General features: G+C 64.8%; 20 protein-coding genes and 1 pseudogene. 5 read left to right on the forward strand and 16 right to left on the reverse strand.

Translation table 11 applies throughout. The features are described 5' to 3' along the window. Positions 1-3: 3 nt before the first annotated feature. Positions 4-1,323: an ammonium transporter gene (locus QM797_RS10865; protein WP_502942326.1), complete on the reverse strand. Its 1,320-nt coding sequence runs from the start codon at positions 1,321-1,323 to the stop codon at positions 4-6. 238 nt (positions 1,324-1,561) lie between these two features. Then, positions 1,562-2,962, reverse strand: coding sequence for a signal recognition particle-docking protein FtsY (ftsY, locus tag QM797_RS10870; protein WP_283275563.1), 1,401 nt, complete (start codon positions 2,960-2,962; stop codon positions 1,562-1,564). A gap of 94 nt (positions 2,963-3,056) precedes the next feature. Between ftsY and QM797_RS10875 the strand changes: the two genes are divergently transcribed. Then, the gene (locus QM797_RS10875; protein ID WP_283275564.1) at positions 3,057-3,689 is read left to right on the forward strand and encodes an MSMEG_1061 family FMN-dependent PPOX-type flavoprotein; all 633 of its coding nucleotides are present in this window, start codon (positions 3,057-3,059) and stop codon (positions 3,687-3,689) included. Positions 3,690-3,705: 16 nt separating this feature from the next. On the opposite strand, the gene smc is transcribed toward QM797_RS10875, so the two are convergent. From smc to QM797_RS10945, 14 genes are all read right to left on the reverse strand, one after another. Next, a complete protein-coding gene (smc, locus tag QM797_RS10880) occupies positions 3,706-7,359 on the reverse strand; it encodes a chromosome segregation protein SMC (protein WP_283275565.1) in 3,654 nt (1,217 codons plus the stop codon). A 64-nt stretch (positions 7,360-7,423) separates the two neighbouring features. Beyond that, positions 7,424-7,699 carry an acylphosphatase gene (locus QM797_RS10885; protein WP_283275566.1) on the reverse strand — a complete coding sequence of 92 codons (276 nt, stop codon included), beginning with the start codon at positions 7,697-7,699 and terminating at the stop codon, positions 7,424-7,426. Continuing rightward, positions 7,696-8,610, reverse strand: a complete 915-nt coding sequence (locus QM797_RS10890; protein WP_283275567.1) for an SMP-30/gluconolactonase/LRE family protein — start codon at positions 8,608-8,610, stop codon at positions 7,696-7,698. Before QM797_RS10890 ends, QM797_RS10885 begins: the two co-directional genes overlap by 4 nt. Further along, positions 8,610-9,038: an OsmC family protein gene (locus tag QM797_RS10895; protein ID WP_283275568.1), complete on the reverse strand. Its 429-nt coding sequence runs from the start codon at positions 9,036-9,038 to the stop codon at positions 8,610-8,612. The genes QM797_RS10890 and QM797_RS10895 overlap by 1 nt, the downstream gene beginning before the upstream one ends. A gap of 89 nt (positions 9,039-9,127) precedes the next feature. Next, positions 9,128-9,994, reverse strand: coding sequence for a bifunctional DNA-formamidopyrimidine glycosylase/DNA-(apurinic or apyrimidinic site) lyase (gene mutM / locus QM797_RS10900; protein WP_283275569.1), 867 nt, complete (start codon positions 9,992-9,994; stop codon positions 9,128-9,130). Further along, complete coding sequence (gene rnc / locus QM797_RS10905) at positions 9,994-10,776, reverse strand: ribonuclease III (RefSeq protein WP_502942327.1); 783 nt, start codon at positions 10,774-10,776, stop codon at positions 9,994-9,996. Before rnc ends, mutM begins: the two co-directional genes overlap by 1 nt. Before the next feature lie 26 nt (positions 10,777-10,802). Further along, complete coding sequence (gene rpmF, locus QM797_RS10910) at positions 10,803-10,985, reverse strand: 50S ribosomal protein L32 (protein WP_032397784.1); 183 nt, start codon at positions 10,983-10,985, stop codon at positions 10,803-10,805. Further along, positions 10,986-11,594, reverse strand: a complete 609-nt coding sequence (locus tag QM797_RS10915; RefSeq protein ID WP_283275573.1) for a YceD family protein — start codon at positions 11,592-11,594, stop codon at positions 10,986-10,988. It abuts the gene before it with no gap. Between the two features lie 90 nt (positions 11,595-11,684). Then, a complete protein-coding gene (locus tag QM797_RS10920; RefSeq protein WP_283275807.1) occupies positions 11,685-12,473 on the reverse strand; it encodes a DivIVA domain-containing protein in 789 nt (262 codons plus the stop codon). A gap of 135 nt (positions 12,474-12,608) precedes the next feature. Next, positions 12,609-13,097 carry a pantetheine-phosphate adenylyltransferase gene (gene coaD, locus QM797_RS10925; protein WP_283275574.1) on the reverse strand — a complete coding sequence of 163 codons (489 nt, stop codon included), beginning with the start codon at positions 13,095-13,097 and terminating at the stop codon, positions 12,609-12,611. Positions 13,098-13,110: 13 nt separating this feature from the next. Then, the gene (gene rsmD / locus QM797_RS10930) at positions 13,111-13,677 is read right to left on the reverse strand and encodes a 16S rRNA (guanine(966)-N(2))-methyltransferase RsmD (RefSeq protein ID WP_283275576.1); all 567 of its coding nucleotides are present in this window, start codon (positions 13,675-13,677) and stop codon (positions 13,111-13,113) included. Then, the gene (locus QM797_RS10935; protein ID WP_283275578.1) at positions 13,674-17,090 is read right to left on the reverse strand and encodes a pyruvate carboxylase; all 3,417 of its coding nucleotides are present in this window, start codon (positions 17,088-17,090) and stop codon (positions 13,674-13,676) included. Before QM797_RS10935 ends, rsmD begins: the two co-directional genes overlap by 4 nt. 110 nt (positions 17,091-17,200) lie before the next feature. Then, positions 17,201-19,462 carry an ATP-dependent DNA helicase RecG gene (gene recG, locus QM797_RS10940; RefSeq protein WP_283275579.1) on the reverse strand — a complete coding sequence of 754 codons (2,262 nt, stop codon included), beginning with the start codon at positions 19,460-19,462 and terminating at the stop codon, positions 17,201-17,203. A 12-nt stretch (positions 19,463-19,474) separates the two neighbouring features. Further along, positions 19,475-21,154: a DAK2 domain-containing protein gene (locus tag QM797_RS10945; RefSeq protein WP_283275580.1), complete on the reverse strand. Its 1,680-nt coding sequence runs from the start codon at positions 21,152-21,154 to the stop codon at positions 19,475-19,477. A 274-nt stretch (positions 21,155-21,428) separates the two neighbouring features. Here QM797_RS10945 and rpmB point away from each other — a divergent pair, with 274 nt between their 5' ends. From rpmB to QM797_RS10965, 4 genes and pseudogenes are all read left to right on the forward strand, one after another. Further along, on the forward strand, positions 21,429-21,620 hold the full coding sequence (rpmB, locus tag QM797_RS10950) for a 50S ribosomal protein L28 (protein WP_008717389.1): 192 nt from the start codon (positions 21,429-21,431) through the stop codon (positions 21,618-21,620). 204 nt (positions 21,621-21,824) lie between these two features. Next, positions 21,825-22,397 carry a M15 family metallopeptidase gene (locus tag QM797_RS10955; RefSeq protein ID WP_283275581.1) on the forward strand — a complete coding sequence of 191 codons (573 nt, stop codon included), beginning with the start codon at positions 21,825-21,827 and terminating at the stop codon, positions 22,395-22,397. Continuing rightward, positions 22,394-23,038 carry a phosphatase PAP2 family protein gene (locus QM797_RS10960; protein ID WP_283275583.1) on the forward strand — a complete coding sequence of 215 codons (645 nt, stop codon included), beginning with the start codon at positions 22,394-22,396 and terminating at the stop codon, positions 23,036-23,038. Before QM797_RS10955 ends, QM797_RS10960 begins: the two co-directional genes overlap by 4 nt. 100 nt (positions 23,039-23,138) lie before the next feature. After that, positions 23,139-23,696: pseudogene (locus tag QM797_RS10965) on the forward strand (response regulator transcription factor); the annotation flags it as partial. Between the last annotated feature and the right edge of the window lie 70 nt (positions 23,697-23,766).

Below are 23,766 nucleotides of genomic sequence, written 5' to 3' on the forward strand. Positions count from 1 at the left end.
TCCCTATACCTCCTTGCCGGTCACGCGACCCACTGCCGAACTTCCGCCGAGTGCGGCGAAGTCGTAGGCAGTTTCTGCGTGCTCCGACTCATCAACTCCGAGTGACTCACCCTCATCGCTTACACGCAAACCAACTGTGTACTTCACGATCAATGCAACCACAGTGGTGCCCACGAGGGAGTAGAGCAGTACTGCACCTGCACCTACCGCCTGACGCCAGAGCTGATCCGCGCCGCCGCCGTAGAAGAGCCCGTCGATGCCTGCCGGCGCGTCGGCTGTAGCGACGAAGCCGACCAGCAGAGTGCCGACGATGCCGCCGACCAGGTGAACACCGACCACGTCGAGCGAGTCGTCGAATCCGAACCTGTACTTGAGGCCGACCGCGAGTGCACACAACGCACCAGCAACGACACCGATGGCGAGTGCGCCGTAGATGTCGACCGACGAGCACGACGGTGTGATGGCGACCAGGCCCGCAACAATGCCCGACGCTGCGCCGAGAGTGGTGGCGTGACCATCACGAATGCGCTCCACCAGCAACCACGCCAACATGGCAGCGCATGTCGCGACCACGGTGGTGACGAACGTTGCGCCTGCGATTCCATTGGAACCAACAGCGGAGCCGGCATTGAAGCCGAACCAGCCGAACCAGAGGAGACCTGCGCCGAGCATGACGAGCGTCAAGTTGTGCGGCCTGAAAGGCGTCCCGGGCCAGCCTTTTCGCTTGCCGAGAATGATGCACAGCACCAAACCGGCTGCACCGGCATTGATGTGGACGGCGGTTCCGCCGGCGAAGTCGATCGCAGCCAGCTTGTTGGCAATCCAACCGCCGGTCTCGGTGGTCACTGCGTCGAAGGAGAACACCCAGTGCGCTACCGGGAAGTAAACCAGCGTCGCCCAAAGACCGGCGAACAACAGCCACGGTCCGAACTTGAGCCGATCTGCGACGGCACCGGAAATCAGCGCCACCGTGATGATGGCGAACATTGCCTGGAAGGCGACGAACACGGTCGCCGGAATCGTGCCGACGAGTGGTATCGCAGAATCGGCGATCACCGCGCCTGCGTCGTCGGTCTCGGCGAGGTACGAACCACCGATCAGCCCTTTGAGGCCGAAGAACTGGAACGGATCACCGATGATGTTGCTCTTGTCCTCGCCGAAGACCATCGAGTAGCCGAACAGCACCCAAAGAATGCCCACGACACCCATGGCTCCGACGCTCATCATGATCATGTTCAGAACACTCTTAGCGCGAACCATGCCACCGTAGAAGAACGCCAAACCCGGGGTCATGAGCAACACGAGCGCGGCGCTTGTCAGCATCCACGCAGTGTCCCCGGTGTCCGCTGCACCGATTGTGGGGAAATCCACCTTGAGCCTCCTCCTTCTGGCCCAGCCATGCGCGGCTGGCTACCTGAGGAGAAGAGTGGTTTCACGAAGTTTCATCCGTGACACTCGCGTGTTTCGGATATGTGAACGCATGACCGAATTCTGTTGCAAAAAGGTTTCGTGCTGGCGTTTGTGATTCTCGCCCGGTTCGCGGGCAACCCGAAGGGCTCGATCAGCCGAGCAGCGCGTCGACGAACGCTCCCGGCTCGAACGGAGCCAAATCGTCCGCACCCTCGCCGAGACCGACGAGCTTGACGGGTACTCCGAGCTCCCGCTGCACCTGAAAAACGATGCCACCCTTGGCGGTTCCGTCCAGTTTGGTCAACACCACACCGGTGATGTCGACGATCTCCGCGAAGACACGAGCCTGTGTCAGCCCGTTCTGGCCGACGGTCGCATCGAGAACGAGCAGAACGTCGTCGACGTGGGCCCGCTTCTCGATGACACGCTTGACCTTGCTCAGCTCGTCCATCAGACCGGATTTGGTGTGCAGGCGTCCCGCCGTGTCGACCAGAACCACGTCGACACCGTTCTCGATTCCCTTGCTCACCGCGTCGAATGCAACCGCAGCCGGATCTGCGTTCTCCTTGCCGCGCACCACCTCGGCACCGACTCGCTCGGCCCAGGTCTGCAACTGATCGGCCGCGGCCGCGCGGAACGTGTCGGCGGCACCGAGCAACACCCGTCGCCCGTCGGCGACCAGAACCCGAGCAAGCTTGCCGGTGGTCGTGGTCTTGCCGGTGCCGTTGACTCCGACCACCAGCAGCACGGCAGGCGCACCGTCGTGTGGAAGCGCCCGAATCGACCGATCGAACTCGGGATGAAGTTGCGCAACGAGAATCTCGCGCAGAAGTGCTCGCGCGTCGGACTCGGTGCGAATACTGCGCGCCGCCATCTGCTCGCGCAGGGTGCGCATGATCTCTGCGGTGGTCGCAGAACCGATATCGGCGATCAGCAGGGTGTCCTCGACCTCTTCCCAGGAATCCTCGTCCAGGTCACCGCCGCCGAGCAATCCGAGCAAGCTCTTGCCCACAGCGGACTGAGAGCGCGCCAGGCGACCGCGGAGACGATCCAGCCGACCCTCGGTGGGATCGATGGTGTCCAGTCGAGGAGCAGGAGCGTCGGCATCCGGGGTGGGTTCCGGCACGGCTGGCTCGGCAACCGGCACCTGATGCTCGACGACCGGCACCTCGGGTTCGAGCACCTCGGGCTCGTCCTGGGCGGGAGTGGGTGCCTCCGGCGTCGGCTCGACCGGGGAGGTCTCGACGGGCTTCGGCGCGGTCTCGACGGGCTTCGGGGCAGGCGGGACGGGCTTCGGCGCAGGCGGGACGGGCTTCGGCGCAGGCGGGACGGGCTCAGCGGTCGCCGTGCCCTGGCTGAACGAGAAACCACTACCCGCCGTGTAGCCACCGGATCTGTCCTTGGTGGCCGCGTCCTCGATCCGCGCCGCTTCGTCCGACTTGAGCGACACTCTCCGTCGGCGGGAGAGCACCAGCCCGACGACGAGAACGACCAGTAGGACAGCGGCGATCGCCGCGACGATGATCCACGCTTGGTTACTCACGTACCCCATCCTGTCAGGCGTTCACGGCCGTTCGTCACCGGTGGTGCTCCGCCCGAGAAATGCACTGTCCCCCACCCGAGCCGTGTCGATAGCATCTGAAGTCATGGAGTGGACGACGGTGCGCGACGCCGACCGATTAACGGAGATGTTCGGCCAGCCGAGCTTTCGAGCCGCGAACAAGGACCGCAGCACACTGCACCCGCTGGACGTGCAATGGCTCGCTGCCTCGCCTTTTTGCCTGATGGGTACCTCGGACGCGAGCGGACGATGCGACGTCTCCCCCAAAGGTGACCCGCCCGGCAGCCTGGTCCACGTCATCGACGACGCCACGATTGCACTTGCCGAACGTCCCGGCAATCGTCGGATGGACGGCTATCGGAACATTCTCGAGAACCCGTTCGTCGGACTGAACTTCTTCGTGCCGGGGCGAGGTGACACTCTGCGCATCGCCGGTCGCGCGTCACTGGTGACCGATGCACCGTTCTTCGACGAACTGCAGGTCAAGGGCCACCGACCGATCATGTGCCTCGTCGTCGACATCGAGCAGGTGTTCCACCATTGCGCCAAGGCGTTCATGCGGTCCAAGTTGTGGCAGCCGGAGAGTTGGGATGCGGAGTCCATTCCCGATGTCGCGTCCCTGACGAAGGCGTTGATTCCGCAGGCCCCCGAGACCGTCGAGGAGCTGCGCGAATATTACGGGCCGTCCTACTCCGATCAGCTCTACCCGAAGCAGTAGGCAGTCTGGACCGGTCCTACGAGACCGTGTCCGGTTCTACGACGGGTGGTGTCTCCGGCTCGGCTACATCCACCGCGACGCGTTCTCGGTTCAGTCGCTGGGAGATGACCGTCGTGATGCCGTCACCGCGCATGCTGACGCCGTACAACGCGTCGGCCACTTCCATTGTCGGCTTCTGGTGCGTGATGACGATCAGCTGCGACTTCTCGCGGAGCTGCTCGAACAACCCGATGAGTCGTCGCAGGTTGGTGTCGTCCAGGGCTGCTTCGACCTCGTCCATCACGTAGAACGGCGACGGCCGGGCGCGGAAGATAGCCACCAACATGGCCACCGCAGTCAGCGACTTCTCGCCGCCCGAGAGCAAGGACAACCGCTTGACCTTCTTGCCGGGTGGACGCGCCTCGACCTCGATTCCAGTGGTGAGCATGTCCGACGGGTCGGTCAGAATCAGCCGTCCTTCGCCGCCGGGAAAGAGTTTGGCGAACACGCCGGTGAATTCTCGTTCGACGTCCAGCCAGGCCTCGGTGAAGACCTGCAGGATGCGGTCGTCGACGTCGGCGACCACGCCGAGCAAGTCCTTGCGCGCGGACTTGACGTCCTCGAGTTGAGTGGACAAGAAATTGTAGCGCTCTTCGAGGGCTGCGAACTCTTCGAGAGCCAACGGGTTCACCTTGCCGAGTGTGGCGAGATCGCGTTCGGCACGTTTGGCCCGCTGCTCCTGGGTGGCGCGATCGAACGGCATCGGCGCGGGGGCCACAACCTGCTCACCGCGTTCCTTGGCGGCCTCGTACTCTGCCATCTCGAGCTCGGTCGGGGGCAGCGTCGCATCGGGGCCGTACTCGGCCACCAGATCGTCGAGGCCGATCCCGTGTTGTTCGAGAATCGTCGTTTCGAGTTGTTCTATTCGCAGCGCAGCCTGCGCACGAGCGACCTCGTCCCGGTGGACGGCGTCGGTGATCGACGCAAGCTGGCCCTGCAGGGCTCGAACCTGTTCCTTGACCTTGTCGAGTTCGACTGTGCGCGTGGCACGTTCGGCGGAAAGCTCATCGCGTCTTCGTGCCGCCGCAGCCACCACCGACGCCAGTCGAGCGGCGAGGTCCTCACCCGATTCGCCGACGGCAGCAGCCACTGCGGCCGCATGCCGCCGAGCTGCGCCTTCGCGTTCGGCTCGCGCCCGGGCCTCGCGCTCGGCTCGCGCCGCCCGGCGCAGCGAATCGGCTCGTCCCCGCACCGACTGCGCGCGCTCCTCGGCGGTGCGTACATTCAGCCGCGCCTCGACCTCCACCGCGCGCACTTCGGTCAGTGCCGCAGCCGCCATCTCGCGCTCCATGGTGGTCGCCGCGTCACCGCTCTCGCCGTCTCCCGCGAAACCGTTCTGTTCGTCCTCTGCCGTCCGCAGACTGTCCTCGAGCTCGGCCAGGCGCTCGATCGCTTCTTCGCGGCTCGCTTCGGCGGAACTACGCTGCGTCGTCAGGCGCGCGGATTCTGCGTGCGCCGAACGCGCCAGCTGCCCCAAGCGGCCCAACTGCTCGTACACAGCGGCCATCGCAGCATCGGATTCGTTCAGGGCTGCGAGTGCCTGCTCGGCGGATTCACGCCGGTCGCGCTGCTCCGCCAACGCACCCGAGAGCGCAGCGTCGAGCTCCTCGGCCCGGCGTACGGCCGCCGTCAGCTCCACCGTCGACGTGTCGATCGCCGACTGTACTTCCAGGGTGCTGGGTCGACGGTCCGATCCGCCTGTCACCCAACCTGGTTCGACGACGTCACCGTCCGTGGTCACGGCACGCAATTCACTCGAATCGGAGACGAGCCGGTGCGCCGCGTCGAGCGAGTCGACAACCACCACACCGTCGAGCAATGCCGCCATCGCCCCGGCCAACCGATCCGGATACTCGATCAGGTCGAGTGCCCACCGAGCACCGTTCGGCAGCGTGGGCCGTTGATTCGGTTGTGCCGCAACAGCATTACTGTGCACGATGGACGCGCGACCGCCGTCGGCAGCGCGTAGGGCCAGCACGGCAGCGCGCGCGGCATCGAACGATTCGGCGTGCGCGGCATCGGCCGCTGGACCCATCGCGACGGCCACCGCGATCTCGTACCCCGGCTCGACCGTGAGATGGCCGGCGAGCAGACCGGACAGACCGTCCTGCTGGTTCTCCACCAGCCAACCGGCACCGTCCTTGCGTTCGAGGCCCATGGTGAGCGCCTCGATCCTGGCCTCGAACGATGCCACCCTCTTACCCGCGATGCGCTCTTCGGCCTGCAATTCCGATACCCGGGCGTCGGCATGGCGTAGAGCGGCGACCGCTCTTTCGTAATGGGTGTCGAGGCTGAGCTCACTCGCGTCGAGGGTGCCGATCTGATCCTGGACGCTCTCGAACTCACGTTGAGCCGACTCGCCGCGTTCTCTGGCCTCGTCGATGGCCACCGAGAGCCGCGCTACTTCGGCGTCGATGGACTCGACCTTGGTTCTGAAAGTGTCGACTCGGCCGGACAGGCGCGCGAATCCTTCACGGCGATCGGCAACCGCGCGTACTGCGGCGAGGTGGGCACGCTCGGCGGCTGCGGCAGCGGATTCGCGCTCGGCGAGCTGCTCGCGGGCCGCTTCGAGGGTTTCCCGCGCCATCTCGACGGCCTCGACGAGTTCCATTTCTTCCTCGGCGACGCGCTCGGCCTGTGCTTCGAGCTCGTCCGGATCCTGCCCGCGACCGGTGCTCTGGACGGCGTCCAGATGCCGAGCTCGTTCGTGCGCGATGCGTACCGTCGCATTCACGCGTTCGGCCAACGCCGAGAGTCGAAACCACGTCTGCCCGGCCGCTTCGGCGCTCGGTGTCAGCCGTGCCACCGCCTGCTCGTGTTCCGCGAGCGCTACGGTTCCGGCTTCGAGGGCATCCTGCACCATCGCGTACTGCTCGCGAGCCGCTTCCTCGTCCTGGGTCTGGTTCGCGAACTCTTCCCGTCTGGACACCAGGTCGTCGGCGACCAACCGCAGCCGAGCGTCACGCAAATCTGCCTGCACGGTCTGCGCGCGACGCGCAACCTCGGCCTGCCTGCCCAGTGGCTTGAGTTGACGGCGCAATTCGGTTGTGAGATCGGTCAACCGCGCGAGATTCGCCTGCATCGCGTCGAGCTTGCGAACCGCCTTTTCCTTGCGCTTGCGGTGCTTGAGCACACCGGCTGCTTCCTCGATGAAGGCCCGCCGGTCCTCGGGACGCGATTCCAGGATCGCCGCCAGCCGACCCTGACCGACGATCACGTGCATCTCGCGGCCGATGCCGGAGTCGCTGAGCAACTCCTGGACGTCCATCAACCGGCACGAGCTGCCGTTGATCTCGTATTCACCGGCGCCGTCCCGGAACATGCGTCGGGTGATCGAGACCTCGGAGTAGTCGATCGGTAGCGCACCGTCCGAGTTGTCGATGGTCAGAGTCACCTCGGCGCGGCCGAGGGGTGCGCGCCCGGACGTACCCGCGAAGATGACGTCCTCCATCTTCCCGCCGCGCAACGCCTTGGCACCTTGCTCACCCATCACCCAGGTCAGAGCGTCCACAACGTTGGATTTGCCGGAGCCGTTGGGGCCGACCACACAGGTGATTCCAGGCTCGAAACGAAGAGTCGTCGCCGAAGCAAAGGACTTGAAGCCCTTGAGCGTCAGACTCTTGAGATACATAGCGTCCGTACTTTACCGGTAGTACGCAGCGATGTGCGCCGAGCCGTCCGCGGGCGGCGGCGGGTCACCGTTCCACGAAGCCCGTGAGGCCGCCGCGGGCGCTCTCCCAACTCTCGACGACCAGGGTGACCCTGCCCGGGGTGCCGCCGCCTCGGAGCAATTCCAGGAGCGCGTCGAGGCGCTGACGCGGGCCCTCGGCTATCACCAGAACACGTCCGTCCGCGTGGTTGGTCGCGTGCCCGACCAATCCCAGCTCCAGCGCACGCGAGCGAGTCCACCAACGAAACCCGACCCCCTGAACCAGGCCGTGCACCCATGCCGTCAGCCGTTCGTCCGTCATACCGGAGTCATCTTTCGGACGGTTCCGTCGAAACTCGTGGCGTACAACGCATCCGAATCGAATCCCACTCCGCCGAAAGCAACCGACGAGGTCAACGGCACCCCCGTCGCGATGACGCAGGACGAGCCGGTCTCGGGATCGAGACGGACCACCCTGCCCGCGAGATTCTGTGCGAGATAGACCGTTCCGTCGTCGGCCACGGTCAGATCGTCGGACATCGTGAGCGGTCCGATTCCCTCGACGCGAATGCGCGAGGACGGCCCGGCCGGGTCCTTCTCGTCGAGCACCGTCACCGTCGATTCCGGATCGAACGTAGTGGCCACGTAGATCTTTCCGCCGCCGATGCCTATGCCGTTGGCCGAACCCAGATCGGTCCGCACCGTCGACACCGAACCCACCGACCCCGCGCCGTCGCTGGTGATGCGAGTGAGCCCCGACGCGCCGCCGAGATTGCGGGTGGTGAACAGATCACCCGTGGCGGAGCGGGCCAGCCCGTTGGGCATCGTCAGGCCCGACGCGTACGTCGACCTGGTGCCCGAGCCGAGATCGATCTTCTCGATCGTTCCGGTGCGCGTATCGAAAAGTCCTGCGTCAGCGCTGTTTCCGGTCGTGAACAAAAGAGAGCTGCCGTCCCGTACCAGTCCACCGGGCGACCCGACGCCCGAAAGGAGAGTGCCCCTGTCTCCGTTCGGCGCGACGGTACGCAGAGCGCCCGGCCCGATCGGTGAGGTCTCGGAGACGATCATGGAGCCTCTGCCGTCGAACTCCAGATTCTCGAGCATCCCGAATCCCGACGCCACCGTGCTCACCGACCACGGAGTGCAGGTGCTCGACGCCTCCGCGATGGGAGACAGGGCAACCGACGCAGCGAGAACAAGGCCCGCCGCGACGGCGGCTGCCCCCACCTTCATCAGGCGTCCACGTCGATGTCCAAGTTGATCGTCGTACCGGCCTTCAGGGTCCGCCCCACCGTGCAGACCTTGTCGATCGCCCGCTCGACGACGGTGAGCAGTCGCTGCTGCGCATCGGGGTCCATCGCGCTGAGGTCGACGCGGAGGATTTCGTTCAATTCCGGGTACCGCTCGTTCTCACGATCTGCGGTACCGGAGACCTCGACGGTCGCGGTGTAGTCGTCACCCAGTCGACGCGAGAGCGGTACGTCCGAACTCATACCGGTGCACGCTGCGAGCGCGATCTTGAGCAGCTCACCGGGGGTGAAGACGCCCTCGACCGACTCGGAACCGATGAGTACCTCGGCTCCTCTCGAACTGCGGCCGGTGTAACGACGGGTGCCTGTGCGCTCGACCCAAAGGTTGGTCGGCGTGCTCTGTTCTGCCATGACCGAGATACTAGGCGGGCGGCCCAGGAGTGGAGCCTGCGGAATGACCTATGCACAGGAGTGGAGCCTGCGGAATGACCTGTTGAGTGTCAGGTCCGAAGGTGTCGGGGTCGCGGCTGGCAGGTGGGGCAGCTGAACGAGGAGCGGTTCATGAACTTCTCACGCCTGATCGGTGCTCCGCATCGTGAACAGGGCAGACCTTCCTGTCCGTAGGCATCGAGCGACCTGTCGAAGTAGCCGGACTGACCGTTGACGTTGACGTACAGTGCATCGAACGAGGTACCACCCTGCGCCAGGGCCTCCCCCATCACCGCATGCACGGCGGTCAGCAGTCGACGAAGAGCAGGCCGGGTCAACGTTTCTGCGATGCGGTTGCCGTGAATCTTCGCCCGCCACAGAGCCTCGTCTGCGTAGATGTTGCCCACACCGGACAGCACGGTCTGATCGAGGACAGCCCGCTTGATCTCGGTGTGCTTGCCGCGCAACACGTTCACCACGGATTCGGCGTCGAACAGCGGGTCCATAGGGTCTCGCGCGATGTGGGCCACCGGTTCGGGTACCGGTGTACCGTCCACCGTCACGATCGGGGCGAGAGCCCAGCCACCGAATGTTCGCTGGTCCACGAAACGAAGATCGGTACCGTCGTCGAGTCGTGCCCGAATCCGCAGGTGCTTCTCGTCCGGCGCGGACGGCGGCTGCACCAGCATCTGTCCACTCATACCCAGGTGCACGACAGTAGCGAAGTCGCCGGGCTCCATCACCAGCCACAGATACTTCCCACGGCGCCGAGCCGAGGAGACGCGCTGACCCCGCAGCTGACCGATCAGATCGAGGCCACCGAGATCGTGTCGACGCACGGCACGGGGGTGCAGTACCTCCACCGAGTCGATGGTCTTGCCCACCACGTGGGATTCCAGACCGAGCCTGACGACTTCGACCTCGGGCAGTTCGGGCATCAGGAAGGGTTGGTCGAGGGCGCGTCGACTACGGCAATGTCGTTGCCCGACAGCGTATTCCACGCCAAACTGGCTGCCTTCTGCTCGGCTTCTTTCTTCGATCGACCGACTCCGACGCCCCGGGGAAATCCGCCGATCAATACGGTGGCAGTGAATTCTTTGTCGTGGTCGGGCCCGGTGGACGCAATCTCGTACGCGGGAACGCCGAGGGCACGTTCTGCAGTCAATTCCTGCAGGCTCGTCTTCCAGTCCAGACCTGCACCGAGCTTGGGAGCGCGGTCCAACAGGCCGGCGAACAGTGTCAGAACGACGGTGCGAGCGACGTCGATGCCGTGTTGCAGGTGTATCGCACCCAGCATCGATTCCATGCCGTCGGCCAGAATGCTCGGCTTGTCGCGTCCGCCGGTCTGCTCCTCGCCCTTGCCCAGCAGCAGATGCCGACCCAGACCGCCGTCACCGAGACCGCGCGCTACTTCCGCCAAGGCGTGCATGTTCACCACACTCGCCCGAATCTTGGCCAGCTGGCCCTCGGACTTGGTGGGGTGCACCGCGTAGAGATGCTCCGTCACCGCGAGACCGAGCACCGAGTCGCCCAGGAACTCGAGGCGCTCGTTGGTAGGCAGACCACCGTGCTCGTAGGCGAACGAACGATGCGTCAGAGCCAGGGTCAACAGCGGTTCCGACAGAGAAACACCGATAGCGGCGAGGAGCGACTCTCGGTCGTCCCCGCCGCTGACGGCAGTAGAACTATTCTTCCGTGAATCGTTGTTGTGCCGATCCACTACTTCGTTGGTCACTGGAGCGGGAATCAGACCGCTGCGACGACCTGGCGGCCCTTGTAGGTACCGCACGAGGGGCACGCGATGTGGGGCAGCGTCTTCTCGCCGCACCCACGGTTGGGGCACGTCACGAGGGTGGGCGCAGTGGTTTTCCACTGTGCACGACGCGACCTCGTGTTGGAACGCGACATTTTGCGCTTCGGGACAGCCACTTACTTCTCCTCGGCTTCGTTGTTCACAAGTTCTGTGCTCGGTTCTGGATCCACGCCAAATTTGGCTGCAAGTCCAGCCCAGCGAGGATCAATTGTATCGTGACTGTGGCCGGATTCAGCAATCGCCAGGCGAACGCCGCATTCTGAGCACAATCCCTCGCACTCGTCACTGCAGACGGGGTGGAGTGGAAGCTCCAAACCGACCGCGTCGACGATGACGGGTTCGAGGTCTATCAGGTCGTCGACGATGCGGTGGATCTCGTCCGCATCCGTGGTCTCCTCCGTGATGCTGTTCGGGTAAGCGAACAGTTCGGTCAGGTAGACGTCGACGTTGCCGCTGACCGGATCGAGGCACCGTGTGCACTCGCCGGCAGTGGCAGCTCGAACGGAACCGGTGACGAGAACGCCCTCCGATACCGCCTGCAATTGCAGATCGAGCGAGACCGGAACACCGGCTTCGATGGCGATCGCATCGAGGCCGATTCGGGAAGGAGCCGGAACCGTCCGCTCGACGGTCTTCGTCGACCCGGGTCGACGACCGAGGTTGAGGATGTCCAGAACGAATCCGCCGTCCACTTCGGGACGGGTCGTTCTCTTGGGCGGGGGCACGGCTGTTCTTCCTTACTGTCGGTATGCCTACTGTCGGTAAGCAACCTCACAACGATACGCATGCGTGCATACGAGGGCAAATCACCGCCCTCAGTGTCGGCTGCGACGGCCTTCCTGGCTGCCGTACGACGGTTCACCGTACGGCTCGCTGCCGTATTCCGGGACGCCGGAACCGGTTCGAAGTTGCTGACGTCCGCGGCCAACGGAGCGAATGGTGCCACTGAGGAACTCCTCGAACTCCGCGAGTTTGGTGTCGACGTACACGTCGCACTCGCTACGCATCCGATCGGATTCGGCATGGGCACCGTCGATCACTCGCGCCGACTCGGCGTGCGCGGTCTGCACCACCTCGGTCTGGGACACCAACCGGTTCTGTTCGGCGGTGCCGTCGGCCACCGATCGCTCGTACGACATCGTGCCCGACTCGATCATTCGGTCGGCCTCGGTGCGGGCTCGAACGGTCAATTCCTCGTACTCGCGCTGACCCTCGAGCACCGTCCGCTCTGCTTCTGCCTCGGCATCGGCCACGAGCTGGTCGGCATGCGCCGATGCCTCCGACACCATGCGATCCGCCTGCGCCTTGGCGTCGGCGAGAATGCGATCGGCAGAATCCCTCGCGTTCTCGACGGTGTCCTGAGCCTCGGCGTTGGCGGTGGTCACCGTCTTCTCGGCCGTGGCCCGGGCATCGCCCACCAGCTTGTCGCGATGATCCAGAACGTCCTGCGCATCGTCGAGTTCGCCGGGAATAGCGTCACGGACGTCGTCGAGCAGTTCCAGGACATCGCCGCGGGGGACGACGCACCCGGCAGTCATCGGAACGCCGCGCGCCTCCTCGACAATGGCGACGAGCTCGTCGAGCGCCTCGAATACGCGGTACACCGGTTTCCCCAATCGTCGAATCTGCCACTGCACGTGCCGACCGCCGGGCGGTCGAGCCACACAGTGCTGCGCTTAACAGTCTGCCTGCCCAGACGCGCGTCGCCGCTATACCCGCCCGGTGTGTCGCTCCGCGAACTAGTCGGCGCCGCGCTCGGCTATACGAGCGGTCAGTCGCTCCTGTACGAACGGCGGCAGCATCCCCGTGACGTCTCCCCCGAAGGTCGCGACTTCCTTGATCAGCGAACTGGACAGAAAGCTGTGCGCTGGATTCGCCGGGAGGAACAGCGTATCCACCCCGGTGAGGGTTCGATTCATCTGCGCCATCTGCAACTCGTAGTCGAAATCGACCGAGCTGCGCAGACCTTTGACTATTGCCGAAAAGCCTTCTTGCCGCGCATAATCGACCAGCAGGCCGTACCACGATCCGATCCTGACGTTGGGCAGATGCTCCGTGGCGACCTCGAGCATCTCGATTCGCTCGTCGATGCTGAACATGCCCTTCTTGCTCTTGTTCACCATCACCGTGACCACTACCTCGTCGAACGCGGCAGCGGCTCGCTCGAAAATGTCGAGATGACCATTGGTCACCGGGTCGAAGGATCCAGGACACAGTGCGCCAGTCATGCCCGCGAACTTATCAGCCAACCGTTGGAGTGCAGATCGCAATCTCGATTCGACTCTGCCCGTACTTCTTCGACTTCTCCGGGACCAGTCCAGCCGGCCAGTCGGTCTCCGGCGAGCGCGAAGACCGTTCGAGCACGACCACTGCGTCGGGCGCGAGCCATCCCCCAGTGACGAGTCTGTTCAGCAGACCCGTCACCGCGCTGTCGGTGACGGCATACGGCGGGTCGGCGAGCACCAGGTCGTATTCCGCATCCGGTGAACCGGCCAATACCGAGGCCACCGGTGCGCACTTGACCGACGCACCGGGTAGCCCGACCGAATCTACGTTCTGGCGCACCACCGCCGCCGCTCGCGCGTCGGACTCGACCAGCACCGCCGACGATGCGCCACGCGAGAGCGCTTCGAGCCCGAGCGCCCCCGATCCTGCGAACAGATCGAGAACCGCGGCACCGTCGAAGTCCATCCGGCTCTCGAGCGAGCTGAACAGAGCCTCCCGCACACGCTCGGATGTCGGGCGAGTGCCCTGGCCCGGAACCGACAGACGTCGGCCCCCTGCAACACCCGCCACGATCCGCGTCATTCGCTCCCGGCCTCTTCGCCCGTCGACCCCCCACCGACGACGACGAGCAGATCGCCACCCTCGACCTGCTGAACACCCGAGATTGCCAGCCGGGTCACCGTGCCGCCGCGAGGCGCGGTGATCGCCGCCTCCATCTTCATCGCCTCGATGGTGGCGATGGTGTCACCCGCCGAGATCTTCTGTCCCTCTTCGACAGACAGGGTTACGACACCGGCGAACGGTGCCGGGATGTGACCGGAATTCGATCGGTCCGCTTTCTCGACCGTCGGCACCTCGCTCGAGATGGATCGATCGCGCACCGACACCGGTCGCAGCTGACCGTTGAGGATGCACATGACGGTGCGCATGCCACGCTCGTCGGGGTCGGAGATGGCTTCGAGCCCGATGAGCAGTTCGACTCCCTTCTCCAGGGTGACGCGATGCTCCTCACCTTGACGCAGCCCGTAGAAGAACTGGTTGGCCGACAACCGGGTCGTATCGCCGTACTTCTCGCGGTGTGCCTCGAGTTCCGCCGTCGGGCCGGGAAAGAGCAGGCGATTGAGAGTCGTACGGCGTTGCGCAGACGTGCCGTCGAGACTCTTCTCGTCCTCGTCGGTCAGCGGCGTCACCGGCTTGCCCGCACCTCGGCCTTCGAGAGCCTTGGTGCGCAGCGGCTCGGGCCAGCCACCTGCAGGAGTTCCCAGATCGCCACGGAGGAATCCGATCACCGAATCGGGGATGTCGTATCGACTCGGGTCCTCGGCGAACTCTTCGGCCGATGCTCCCGCACCGACCAGAGCCAGGGCCAGATCACCGACGACCTTCGAGCTCGGCGTCACCTTGGTCAGGCGACCCAACATCCGGTCTGCTGCGGCGTAATTGGCCTCGACCGTCTCGAACCGATCACCGAGTCCGAGCGAAATGGCTTGCTGCCGCAAGTTGGAGAGTTGACCGCCGGGAATCTCGTGGGTGTAGACGCGGCCGGTCGGTGCCGGCAGTCCGGACTCGAAGGGCGCGTAGACCTTTCGTACGGCCTCCCAGTAGGGCTCGAGATCGCAGACGGCCTGCAGATCCAGTCCGGTGTCCCGGTCGGTGTGGGCCGCCGCCGCGACGATCGCCGACAGCGCGGGCTGACTGGTGGTTCCGGCCATCGCCGCGCTGGCACCGTCGACGGCGTCGGCACCGGCCTCCCACGCTGCCAAGTAGGTGGCCAATTGACCACCGGGTGTGTCGTGCGTGTGCACATGTACGGGCAAATCGAAGTTCGACCGTAGCGCCGTCACCAACGTCTTGGCTGCTGGTGCGCGAAGCAGCCCTGCCATGTCCTTGATGGCGAGTACATGCGCTCCAGCATCGACGATCTGCTCGGCCAACTTCAAGTAATAGTCGAGGGTATACAGGTCTTCGTTCGGGTTGGACAGGTCCCCGGTGTAGCTCAGTGCCACTTCGGCCAGCGCAGTCCCGGTTTCGCGCACCGCATCGATTGCGGGGCGCATCTGATCGACATTGTTGAGAGCATCGAAAATGCGGAAGATGTCGATTCCGGTGTCGGTGGCCTCGGCGACGAAACTGCGGGTCACCTTCTCCGGATACGGGGTGTAGCCGACTGTGTTCCTACCGCGCAGCAGCATCTGAATTGCGATGTTGGGGACGGCTTCTCGAAGACTCGCAAGTCGCTCCCACGGATCCTCGTGCAGGAACCGCAGCGCCACATCGTAAGTCGCACCACCCCACGCCTCGATGGAGAGCAACTGCGGCGTCGTGCGGGACACGTACGGGGCCACACCGAGCAATCCGCTCGTGCGCACACGCGTGGCCAGCAAGGACTGGTGCGCGTCACGGAAGGTGGTGTCGGTGACGCCGAGTGCCTTCTGGTTGCGCAGATCTCGGGCAAAACCCTCGGGCCCGAGTGCGAGCAGTCGCTGACGCGAACCGTCGGGAATCGGCGCGGAGAAATCGACAGCTGGAAGTTTGTCGTGCGGGTACACCGGGGACGGACGCTCACCGTGCGGCTTGTTGACCGTCACGTCGGCCAGGTAGGTGAGAATCTTGGTGCCACGGTCACCCGAGGAGCGCGACGTCAGTAGTTCCGGTCGCTCCTCGATGAACGAGGTGGTGACGCGCCCTGCGGTGAAGTCGGGGTCGACCAGAACCGCTTGCAGGAAGGGGATGTTCGTCGCGACGCCGCGAATCCTGAACTCTGCCACCGCACGTCGGGCACGCGCCACTGCGGTGTCGAAATCACGGCCGCGGCAGGTGAGCTTGACGAGCATGGAATCGAAATATGCGCCGACCTCCGCGCCCAGCGTGGTGCCACCGTCCAGCCGAACACCGGCACCGCCGGGAGTGCGGTAGGCGGTGATGCGGCCGACGTCGGGTCGAAAACCGTTGGCCGGATCCTCGGTGGTGATGCGGCACTGCAATGCGGCACCGCGCAACACGATGTTCTCCTGCTGCAGACCGAGGTCCGCGAGCGTCTCCCCCGAGGCGATCCGCAACTGGGACTGCACCAGGTCCACATCGGTCACCTCTTCGGTGACGGTGTGCTCCACCTGAATTCGAGGATTCATCTCGATGAAGACATGGTTGCCGCGGGTGTCGAGCAGGAACTCGACGGTACCGGCACACGAGTATCCGATCTGCTTCGCGAATGCGACTGCATCGGCGCAGATCTTCTCGCGCAACCCCGGGGGCAGGTTCGGTGCCGGAGCCAATTCGATGACCTTCTGGTGCCGTCGCTGCACGCTGCAGTCACGCTCGAACAGGTGCACCACGTTGCCCTCGCCGTCGGCGAGTATCTGAACTTCGATGTGCCGAGGATCGATCACGGCCTGCTCGAGGAATACCGTCGCATCTCCGAAAGCCGACTCCGCCTCGCGCGCAGCCGCTTCGATGGACTCACGCAACTGCGCCGGTTCGGCAACTCGTCGCATCCCTCGGCCACCGCCGCCTGCGACCGCCTTGACGAACAGGGGGAAGGTCATGGTCTCCGACGCTGCGACGAGCTCGTCGATGTCGGACGAGGGTTCCGACGACGCCAGAACCGGAAGCCCTGCGGCTTTCGCCGCCGCGATTGCGCGTGCCTTGTTGCCGGTCAGCTCCAGTACATCGGCGGAGGGGCCGACGAAGGTGATGCCGGCCTCGACACACGCTGCGGCCAGATCCGGGTTCTCGGAGAGGAATCCGTACCCGGGGTACACCGCGTCGGCCCCGCTCCGCTTGGCGGCGGCGACGATTTCGTCGACCGAGAGGTACGCCCGTACCGGATGGCCCTTCTCCCCGATCTGATATGCCTCGTCGGCTTTCGTCCGGTGCACCGAGTTTCGGTCCTCGAACGGAAACACCGCAACGGTGGAGGCACCGAGTTCGTAGGAAGCACGGAAGGCACGGATGGCGATCTCGCCGCGGTTGGCAACCAAAACTTTGGAGAACATTGGCTCAACTTACCCGGCAGCATGGGCCTCCGAGGCTTACTGATCTCACCATTCGGGACGAATTGTTCGATTCTTTCGACTGAAACGGTGCAGTAGGGGCTCGATGTCGGTCAAGACTTCTGGAGGTAATCGACCCGGTCCGATCGCCAGGCCGACCGCATCATCGACGCGATGCCAGGATCGTTCGCCAACGACGGGTCTCGTGCGAACAACGTCCGCGCGCAGTCCTGCGCATCGGCGATGGTGTCCTCGTCGTCGATGAACGACAGCAGTCTGAGGCCGCTGACCGTGCCGGACTGCGCGGCACCTAGTACGTCACCTTCTCGCCGGGTGGCGAGGTCCAGTTTTGCCAGCTCGAAGCCGTCGTTGGTCGCGGCCACCGCCTCGAGCCGGGCGAACGAACCGCCCATGGGACTGAGGTAGCTGATCATGATGCAGAGACCCTGGTGTCCGCCTCGACCGATTCGACCGCGCAACTGATGGAGTTGACTGACCCCGAATCGGTCGGCGTCCATGATCACCATGACCGTCGCATTGGGAACGTCGACGCCCACTTCGACTACCGTCGTACAGACGAGGACGTCGATCTCTCCCGAATTGAACTCGGACATGGTGATGTCCTTGTCGTCACCCGACAGCCGCCCGTGCAGCAACCCCACCCGGAGATCGTGCATGGGACCAGCCGCGAGGGTGTCGTACATATCCACCGCGGCCGTGGTTTCCGGCCCGTCGTCGGATTTCGAAGCGGTCTTCTTACCCGTCTCGGCGTCGTCGCCGTCGCCGATCCGCGAGCAGACCACGTACGCCTGACGTCCGGCAGCGACTTCCTCACGGATGCGTTGCCACACTCGATCCACCCACGCCGGCTTGGCTCTGGCAGGCACTACGTTGCTGATGATCGGTGACCGGCCGCGAGGAAGTTCCCTCAGTACCGACGTTTCGAGATCGCCGAGCGTCGACATCGCGATGGTGCGCGGGATCGGTGTCGCTGTCATCACGAGCAAGTGGGGACTGGTATTGCCGCGGGCTTTGGCCCGCAACGCATCTCGCTGCTCGACGCCGAATCGGTGTTGTTCGTCCACGACGACCATCGCGAGATCGAGAAACTCCACGCGATCCTCGATCAGGGCGTGGGTACCGATCACGATCCCGGCATCTCCGGTCACGGCATCGAGCAAGGCGGAGCGCTTGGCCGCAGTGGACATCGAACCGGTCAGCAGAGCGACTTTGGTCGCGAGCTCGTGCGATCCGAGCTCGCCACCGGCGGCAAGACTGCCGAGCATCGACCTGATCGATCGCGCATGCTGGGAGGCGAGCACCTCGGTGGGTGCCAGCAACGCACACTGATGACCGGCATCGATCACCTGCAACATCGCCCGCAGCGCGACGATGGTCTTGCCCGAGCCGACTTCACCCTGCAACAGCCTCGACATCGGATGTGGTGCAGACAGATCGTTGGCGATCTCGGCCGCGACGTCGTGCTGACCGGCCGTCAGCTCGAACGGCAGTCGGCGATCGAACTCGACGGCGATGCCGTCGGTGATCGGCGGGCATCGCGCGGCCACCCGAGTCGATGCGTCGCGTCGACGGTCGGCGAGGACGAGCTGTACGGCGAGAGCCTCGTCGAATTTGAGCCGCTCACGGGCGGAGTCCTTGTCCTGCGCGGTGTCGGGAAAATGGACCGACCGCAGCGCGGTGTCGATGTCGACGAGTCCACGTTCTCGGCGCACCGATTCGGGGAGCGGATCGGTCACATCGTCGAGTTGGTCGAGGACCTGCCGCACGCAACGCATGAACGTCCAACTCTCGACGTCCTTGGTGGCCGCGTAGATCGGAACGAACGCCCGATCGAACACCGACATGTCGACGGCTCCCGACGCGTCTACCGCACCGCGGGCCAGACCGGCCAGAGTTCCACCACCGACGATGCGACCCGCGGGCACGACGGCTCCGTCGTTGTCGTCTCCGCCCAAGATGACATAGCTGGGGTGGGTGAGATTCCACCGCTTACCGAAGTACTTCACCTTGCCGGAGAACATTCCCCGCCGACCGGGGACGACTACGTGCTTGAGCTTGTGCGGACTGAAGAAGGTGGCCTCGATCCGCTGTCCGTCGGCGGCAAGCGTCACTGCGAGGAACTGGCCGTTGCGATTCTTCATCGAACGCAGCGTCGCGGACTCGACCGTGGCGACGATGGTGATGTGCTCGCCCTCGGGGGGCTCGCTTTCGCCGAGCTCGGAACCGTGCGTCATGTATCGATGCGGATAGTGCCGCAGCAGATCCTCGACGGTATGAATACCGAAGGTGTCTGCGAGCGGGGTCGCCGCCGCGACTCCGAGAACGTGATCGAGCCGGTCCACCAGCATTGCCATATCCGAAATTCCCTATTCCACTCCGAATTGCACGAGGTCTCCGGGCTGCCCACCTGCGTAGACCACCACGTCGACCCCAGGATGCGCGCCCGTCACGTACTCGGCCAGCTGGGCACCGAAGTCCGCCGAAGTCTGAGCCCCGACGAGCACCGTCACCATCTCTGCGCCGGTGGCCAGAAGCTGATCGATCAGACGGCACCCCGCGTCGAGCGGACGCGCGGCGACGATCACCACCTCCTGCCCCGCCAGGCCGATGCTGTCGCCCGGCTCGCACATACCCACCCACGTGAGCGACCGCTCCTGCGCGATGCGTAGTGAACCCCACCTGGTTCCCGCCGCCGCCTCCGACATCGTGAACGCGTCGTCGACCGCAGCCCTGGCGGCGTCGTGCACCGCGAGCGCGGCCAATCCCTGCACCATCGCCGAGCACGGCAGCATCATCACGTCCTTGCCGTCGGCTCGGGCAGCGGCACCGACGGCAACCAGTTCTTGCGCCGACAACGCCCCGTTCGGCAACACCAACACCTCGCGATGCTTGGTTGCGACAATTGCTCGCAGCAGTACCGAGGAGTCGATCGGCTCGTCACACCGCACCACCGTCGCGCCTTCCTGAATGTAGAGATCAGCGGCACCGTCACCGGCCACCAGCGCCAAAATATCGCGTCCCACCGACAACGCCGGCCCACGGCGTGCGTCGCCGCCGACCCCAGCACCGAACTCGGCCAAGCCGAAACACGAGATACGTACCCCGCGAACGCTTCCGGTGCCGATGCCGCAATCGACGGCAGCGCCGGGATCTGCGGTGTGGACGTGCGCAGACCAGGCCCCGGATCCGTCACCGGCAACCACTACCGAGTCGCCGAGGTCGGACAGAGCCGCGCGGAGTGCGGTTGCCTGCGCGTCGTCGATCCCGTGGACGACGTAGACCACCTCGTACCCCAGGGGCCGGCCGTGTGTGGACCCCATCACAGTCTCGGGTGTTCCGGTACAGCCGTTCGTGGGGCTCGAACCGTCGCCCACGAGTGTCCGTTCACGATTTCGTGGGCGGTGGTAGCGCCTGCGCGGCGGGATACGGCCGGTCACCACTTCGACCAGCGCATCGAAAACGACCGAGAGCCCGAGCGCTCCGGCGTCCACGACCCCGGCCTCGCGGAGTTCGACAAGTTGGTCGGTCGTGCTGTCGAGGGCGCGAGCAGTGGCCTCGGCGATGTCGATCACCAGCGTGGAGAGGTCGACATTGGCGTCGTGCGCCGCAGCATCGCGGCCGGCGGCGGCGAGCACAGTGAGCATCGTGCCCTCGACGGGAACGCTCACCGCATCCGAGACCAGGACCTGCGCGCGTCGCAGCATCGCCTGGATCGAGACGGTGTCCAATGGGCCGTCCGCTGCAGCCTCGGCAACCGCGCGCAGCAACTGGGAGACGATCACGCCCGAGTTGCCGCGGGCACCCGCCACCGCGCCGACGGCCAGTGCACGCCCGATGGCACGGGTGTCGGCGGCGGGTCCGGCCCCTCGCATCGACTCCACCGCGGCCCGGAAGGTGAACATCAGATTGGTACCGGTGTCCGAATCGGGGATCGGGAACACGTTGAGCGCATTGATCTCGTCGCACCGGGCAGTGAGCGAATCGACGCACCGGTAGGCCCACCGTCGCAGGGCCGCGGCATCGATCGAATCGAGAACGTCGACCACGTCGAGCAGCCTCCCCCGCGTTCCATCGATACCCTTGTCCGAACTCCGGTCGCGGACAGTGCCCGAAGCTTAGTCGGGCAGGATCGTCGGGTGCCGTCAGTGAGCCCAGAGCAGCGTCTGCGGTGGCAGTTTGGTGATTGCGTGCTGCGCCGCTATTCTTGCAGGGTTGCCTCGAGGCGATCTTCACGCATTGCAATCCTTGCATCTGCACGCAGTTCGTTTCGATGTCTTCGACCACATGTATCGATCAACATCTATCAAGGAGTTCGCGACTATGGCTGCCGTCTGCGACGTATGCGCCAAGGGGCCCGGCTTCGGTAAGTCGGTCTCGCACTCGCACCGACGGACCAACCGTCGTTGGAACCCGAATATCCAGACCGTTCACGCTCAGGTTGCGCCTGGTAACTCCAAGCGCATGAACGTGTGCACCTCCTGCTTGAAGGCAGGCAAGGTGGTCCGGGGCTGATTTCGGCCTCGCTCTTCGTTTTCCTCCACGGCCTCGACTGCGTGCGAGATCTGTGCCCCGCCCCCAGTATTCGGAGGCGGGGCACAGTCATGTGAGCCTCCGTTTCCGTTCCGTTCTGTTCTGTTACACAGCCGGTCGGAACCGTGACGACAATGGCGAATCATGGGCACTGGCCGGTGACACCGGCCGAGCAGTCTCGAACGCATGGCGACCACACGCACACTCTTCGTCACGGCGCTCGCAGCGCTGACGCTCACGGCATGCTCGAACGCAGTGCCCGACACGCCGACAGCCGCACACTATCCGGAAAGTCAGCCCGACTCGGGGCCGGCCGGCGGTGAGATAGACGACCGAATAGACCTCGACAGCACCGATCTTCCCGCACTGGCCCGTCTCGACCCCGTTCTGCTCATGGCACTGCACTCCGCTGCTGCCGACGCGAGATCGTCCGGAGTGGATGTGTACGTCACCTCCGGATGGCGTTCCGCGGCGTACCAGCAACGCTTGTTCGACGATGCCGTGACCCGCTACGGCAGCACCGACGAAGCCAGACGATGGGTGCAAACCCCGAACAATTCCAAGCATGTCATCGGACGAGCGGTGGATGTCGGACCGACGGATGCCGCCGACTGGATGATCCAACACGGCAACGACTACGGCCTGTGCCAGACCTATGCCAACGAAATGTGGCACTTCGAGGTGGCGACCACTGCCGGCGGCACCTGCCCGGTCCCACTCGACGACCCGTCCGACGAACGGGCGGAGGGCCGACGATGACACGGGTCGAACCGAGACGACTGGTCGCCGCGCTGGCACTGCTGAACCTGGGAGTCGTCGTCTACTGGCTGGGCGGGTTGACGACCGCAGGCCAAACGGTGGATCAGGAACTGATGGTGAGCGCCGAAACATTGTCCGGGGACCTCGTCGACGTCTGCGCCGAATTCGTCGACCTCATCGCACCGGTCTCGGCCGCAGGAGCGGTTCTCGTCGCATTTCTGATCATGTTCAGCGGCAACAGGATTGCACTTGCGCTGCGAGCAGGAATCTTGACACTCGGACCGATTGCGACGGCCTGGATTCTCAAGTATTCGCTCGATCGACCGAACCTGGACGGCCTCGTCCAGCACAACTCCTTTCCCAGCGGCACCCTCACCTGCGTCACAGCTGTCGTCTGTGCGGTCTACCTCGCAACCGCTCGCCGCTGGCGGATCATCGTCGCGATCAACGGAGCACTGCTCATCCTCGGAACTGCCGTGTCGGTCGTCGTCCTGAAATGGCACCGCCCCAGTGACGCGCTGGGCGCGCTGCTGCTCGTCGGATGCTATGCCCTGGCGGTGTCCGCATTTCCGATCAGGATCTCCGACCCCCGACATTCGACGCTGGCGGACCCCGACAACGAACGTCTCGCGCAGGTGTGAGCCCTGTACCCTTGGCCGATCGCTATCGCCCCTACTGCACAAGGTCTTCGACATGGTGAACATTCTCTTCGTGGAGGACGATCCAGCTGTGGCCGAAGCAATGACGTTGGGGCTGAACCGCCTCGGTCACCGAGTCGACCATCGCCCCGACGGCAACGGTGATCTCGACAACGCAATCACCTCCGCCGAGATCGTCTTGCTCGACCTCGGTCTCCCCGGAGCCGACGGCTACGAGATCTGCCGACGGATCCGAGCGCAGAGTTCGATCCCGATCATCATCCTCACGGCCCGCTCCGATGACATCGACACCGTTGCGGGTCTGGAAGCCGGCGCGGACGACTACGTCGTCAAACCGACAAGCCCACGAGTCCTGGACGCGCGCATCAAGGCTGTGGTCAGACGATCGACCGACACGACCCCCGCCGCGGCCGCGGCAACCGCAATCGTGGAGCAGTACGGCAATGTGACAGTCGACCGTTCGTCGCTACAGGTGAGAAAGGGCGGAACTCTGCTGACGCTGACGCCGACCGAGCTTCGGCTCCTGCTCGCCCTGACCGAGAACATGGGTCACGTGCTCAGCCGAGGCCAATTGTTGTCTGCAGCATGGGATCAGGACTACCTCGGTGACTCCCGAATCGTCGACGCCGCGATCCAGAGATTACGCGGAAAAATCGAGGACGATCCCGCTGCACCGGCCGCCATCGAAACGGTGGCGGGTTCGGATATCG

It is taken from the genome of Rhodococcus sp. IEGM 1381 (assembly GCF_030056795.1).
Classification (GTDB): domain Bacteria; phylum Actinomycetota; class Actinomycetes; order Mycobacteriales; family Mycobacteriaceae; genus Rhodococcoides.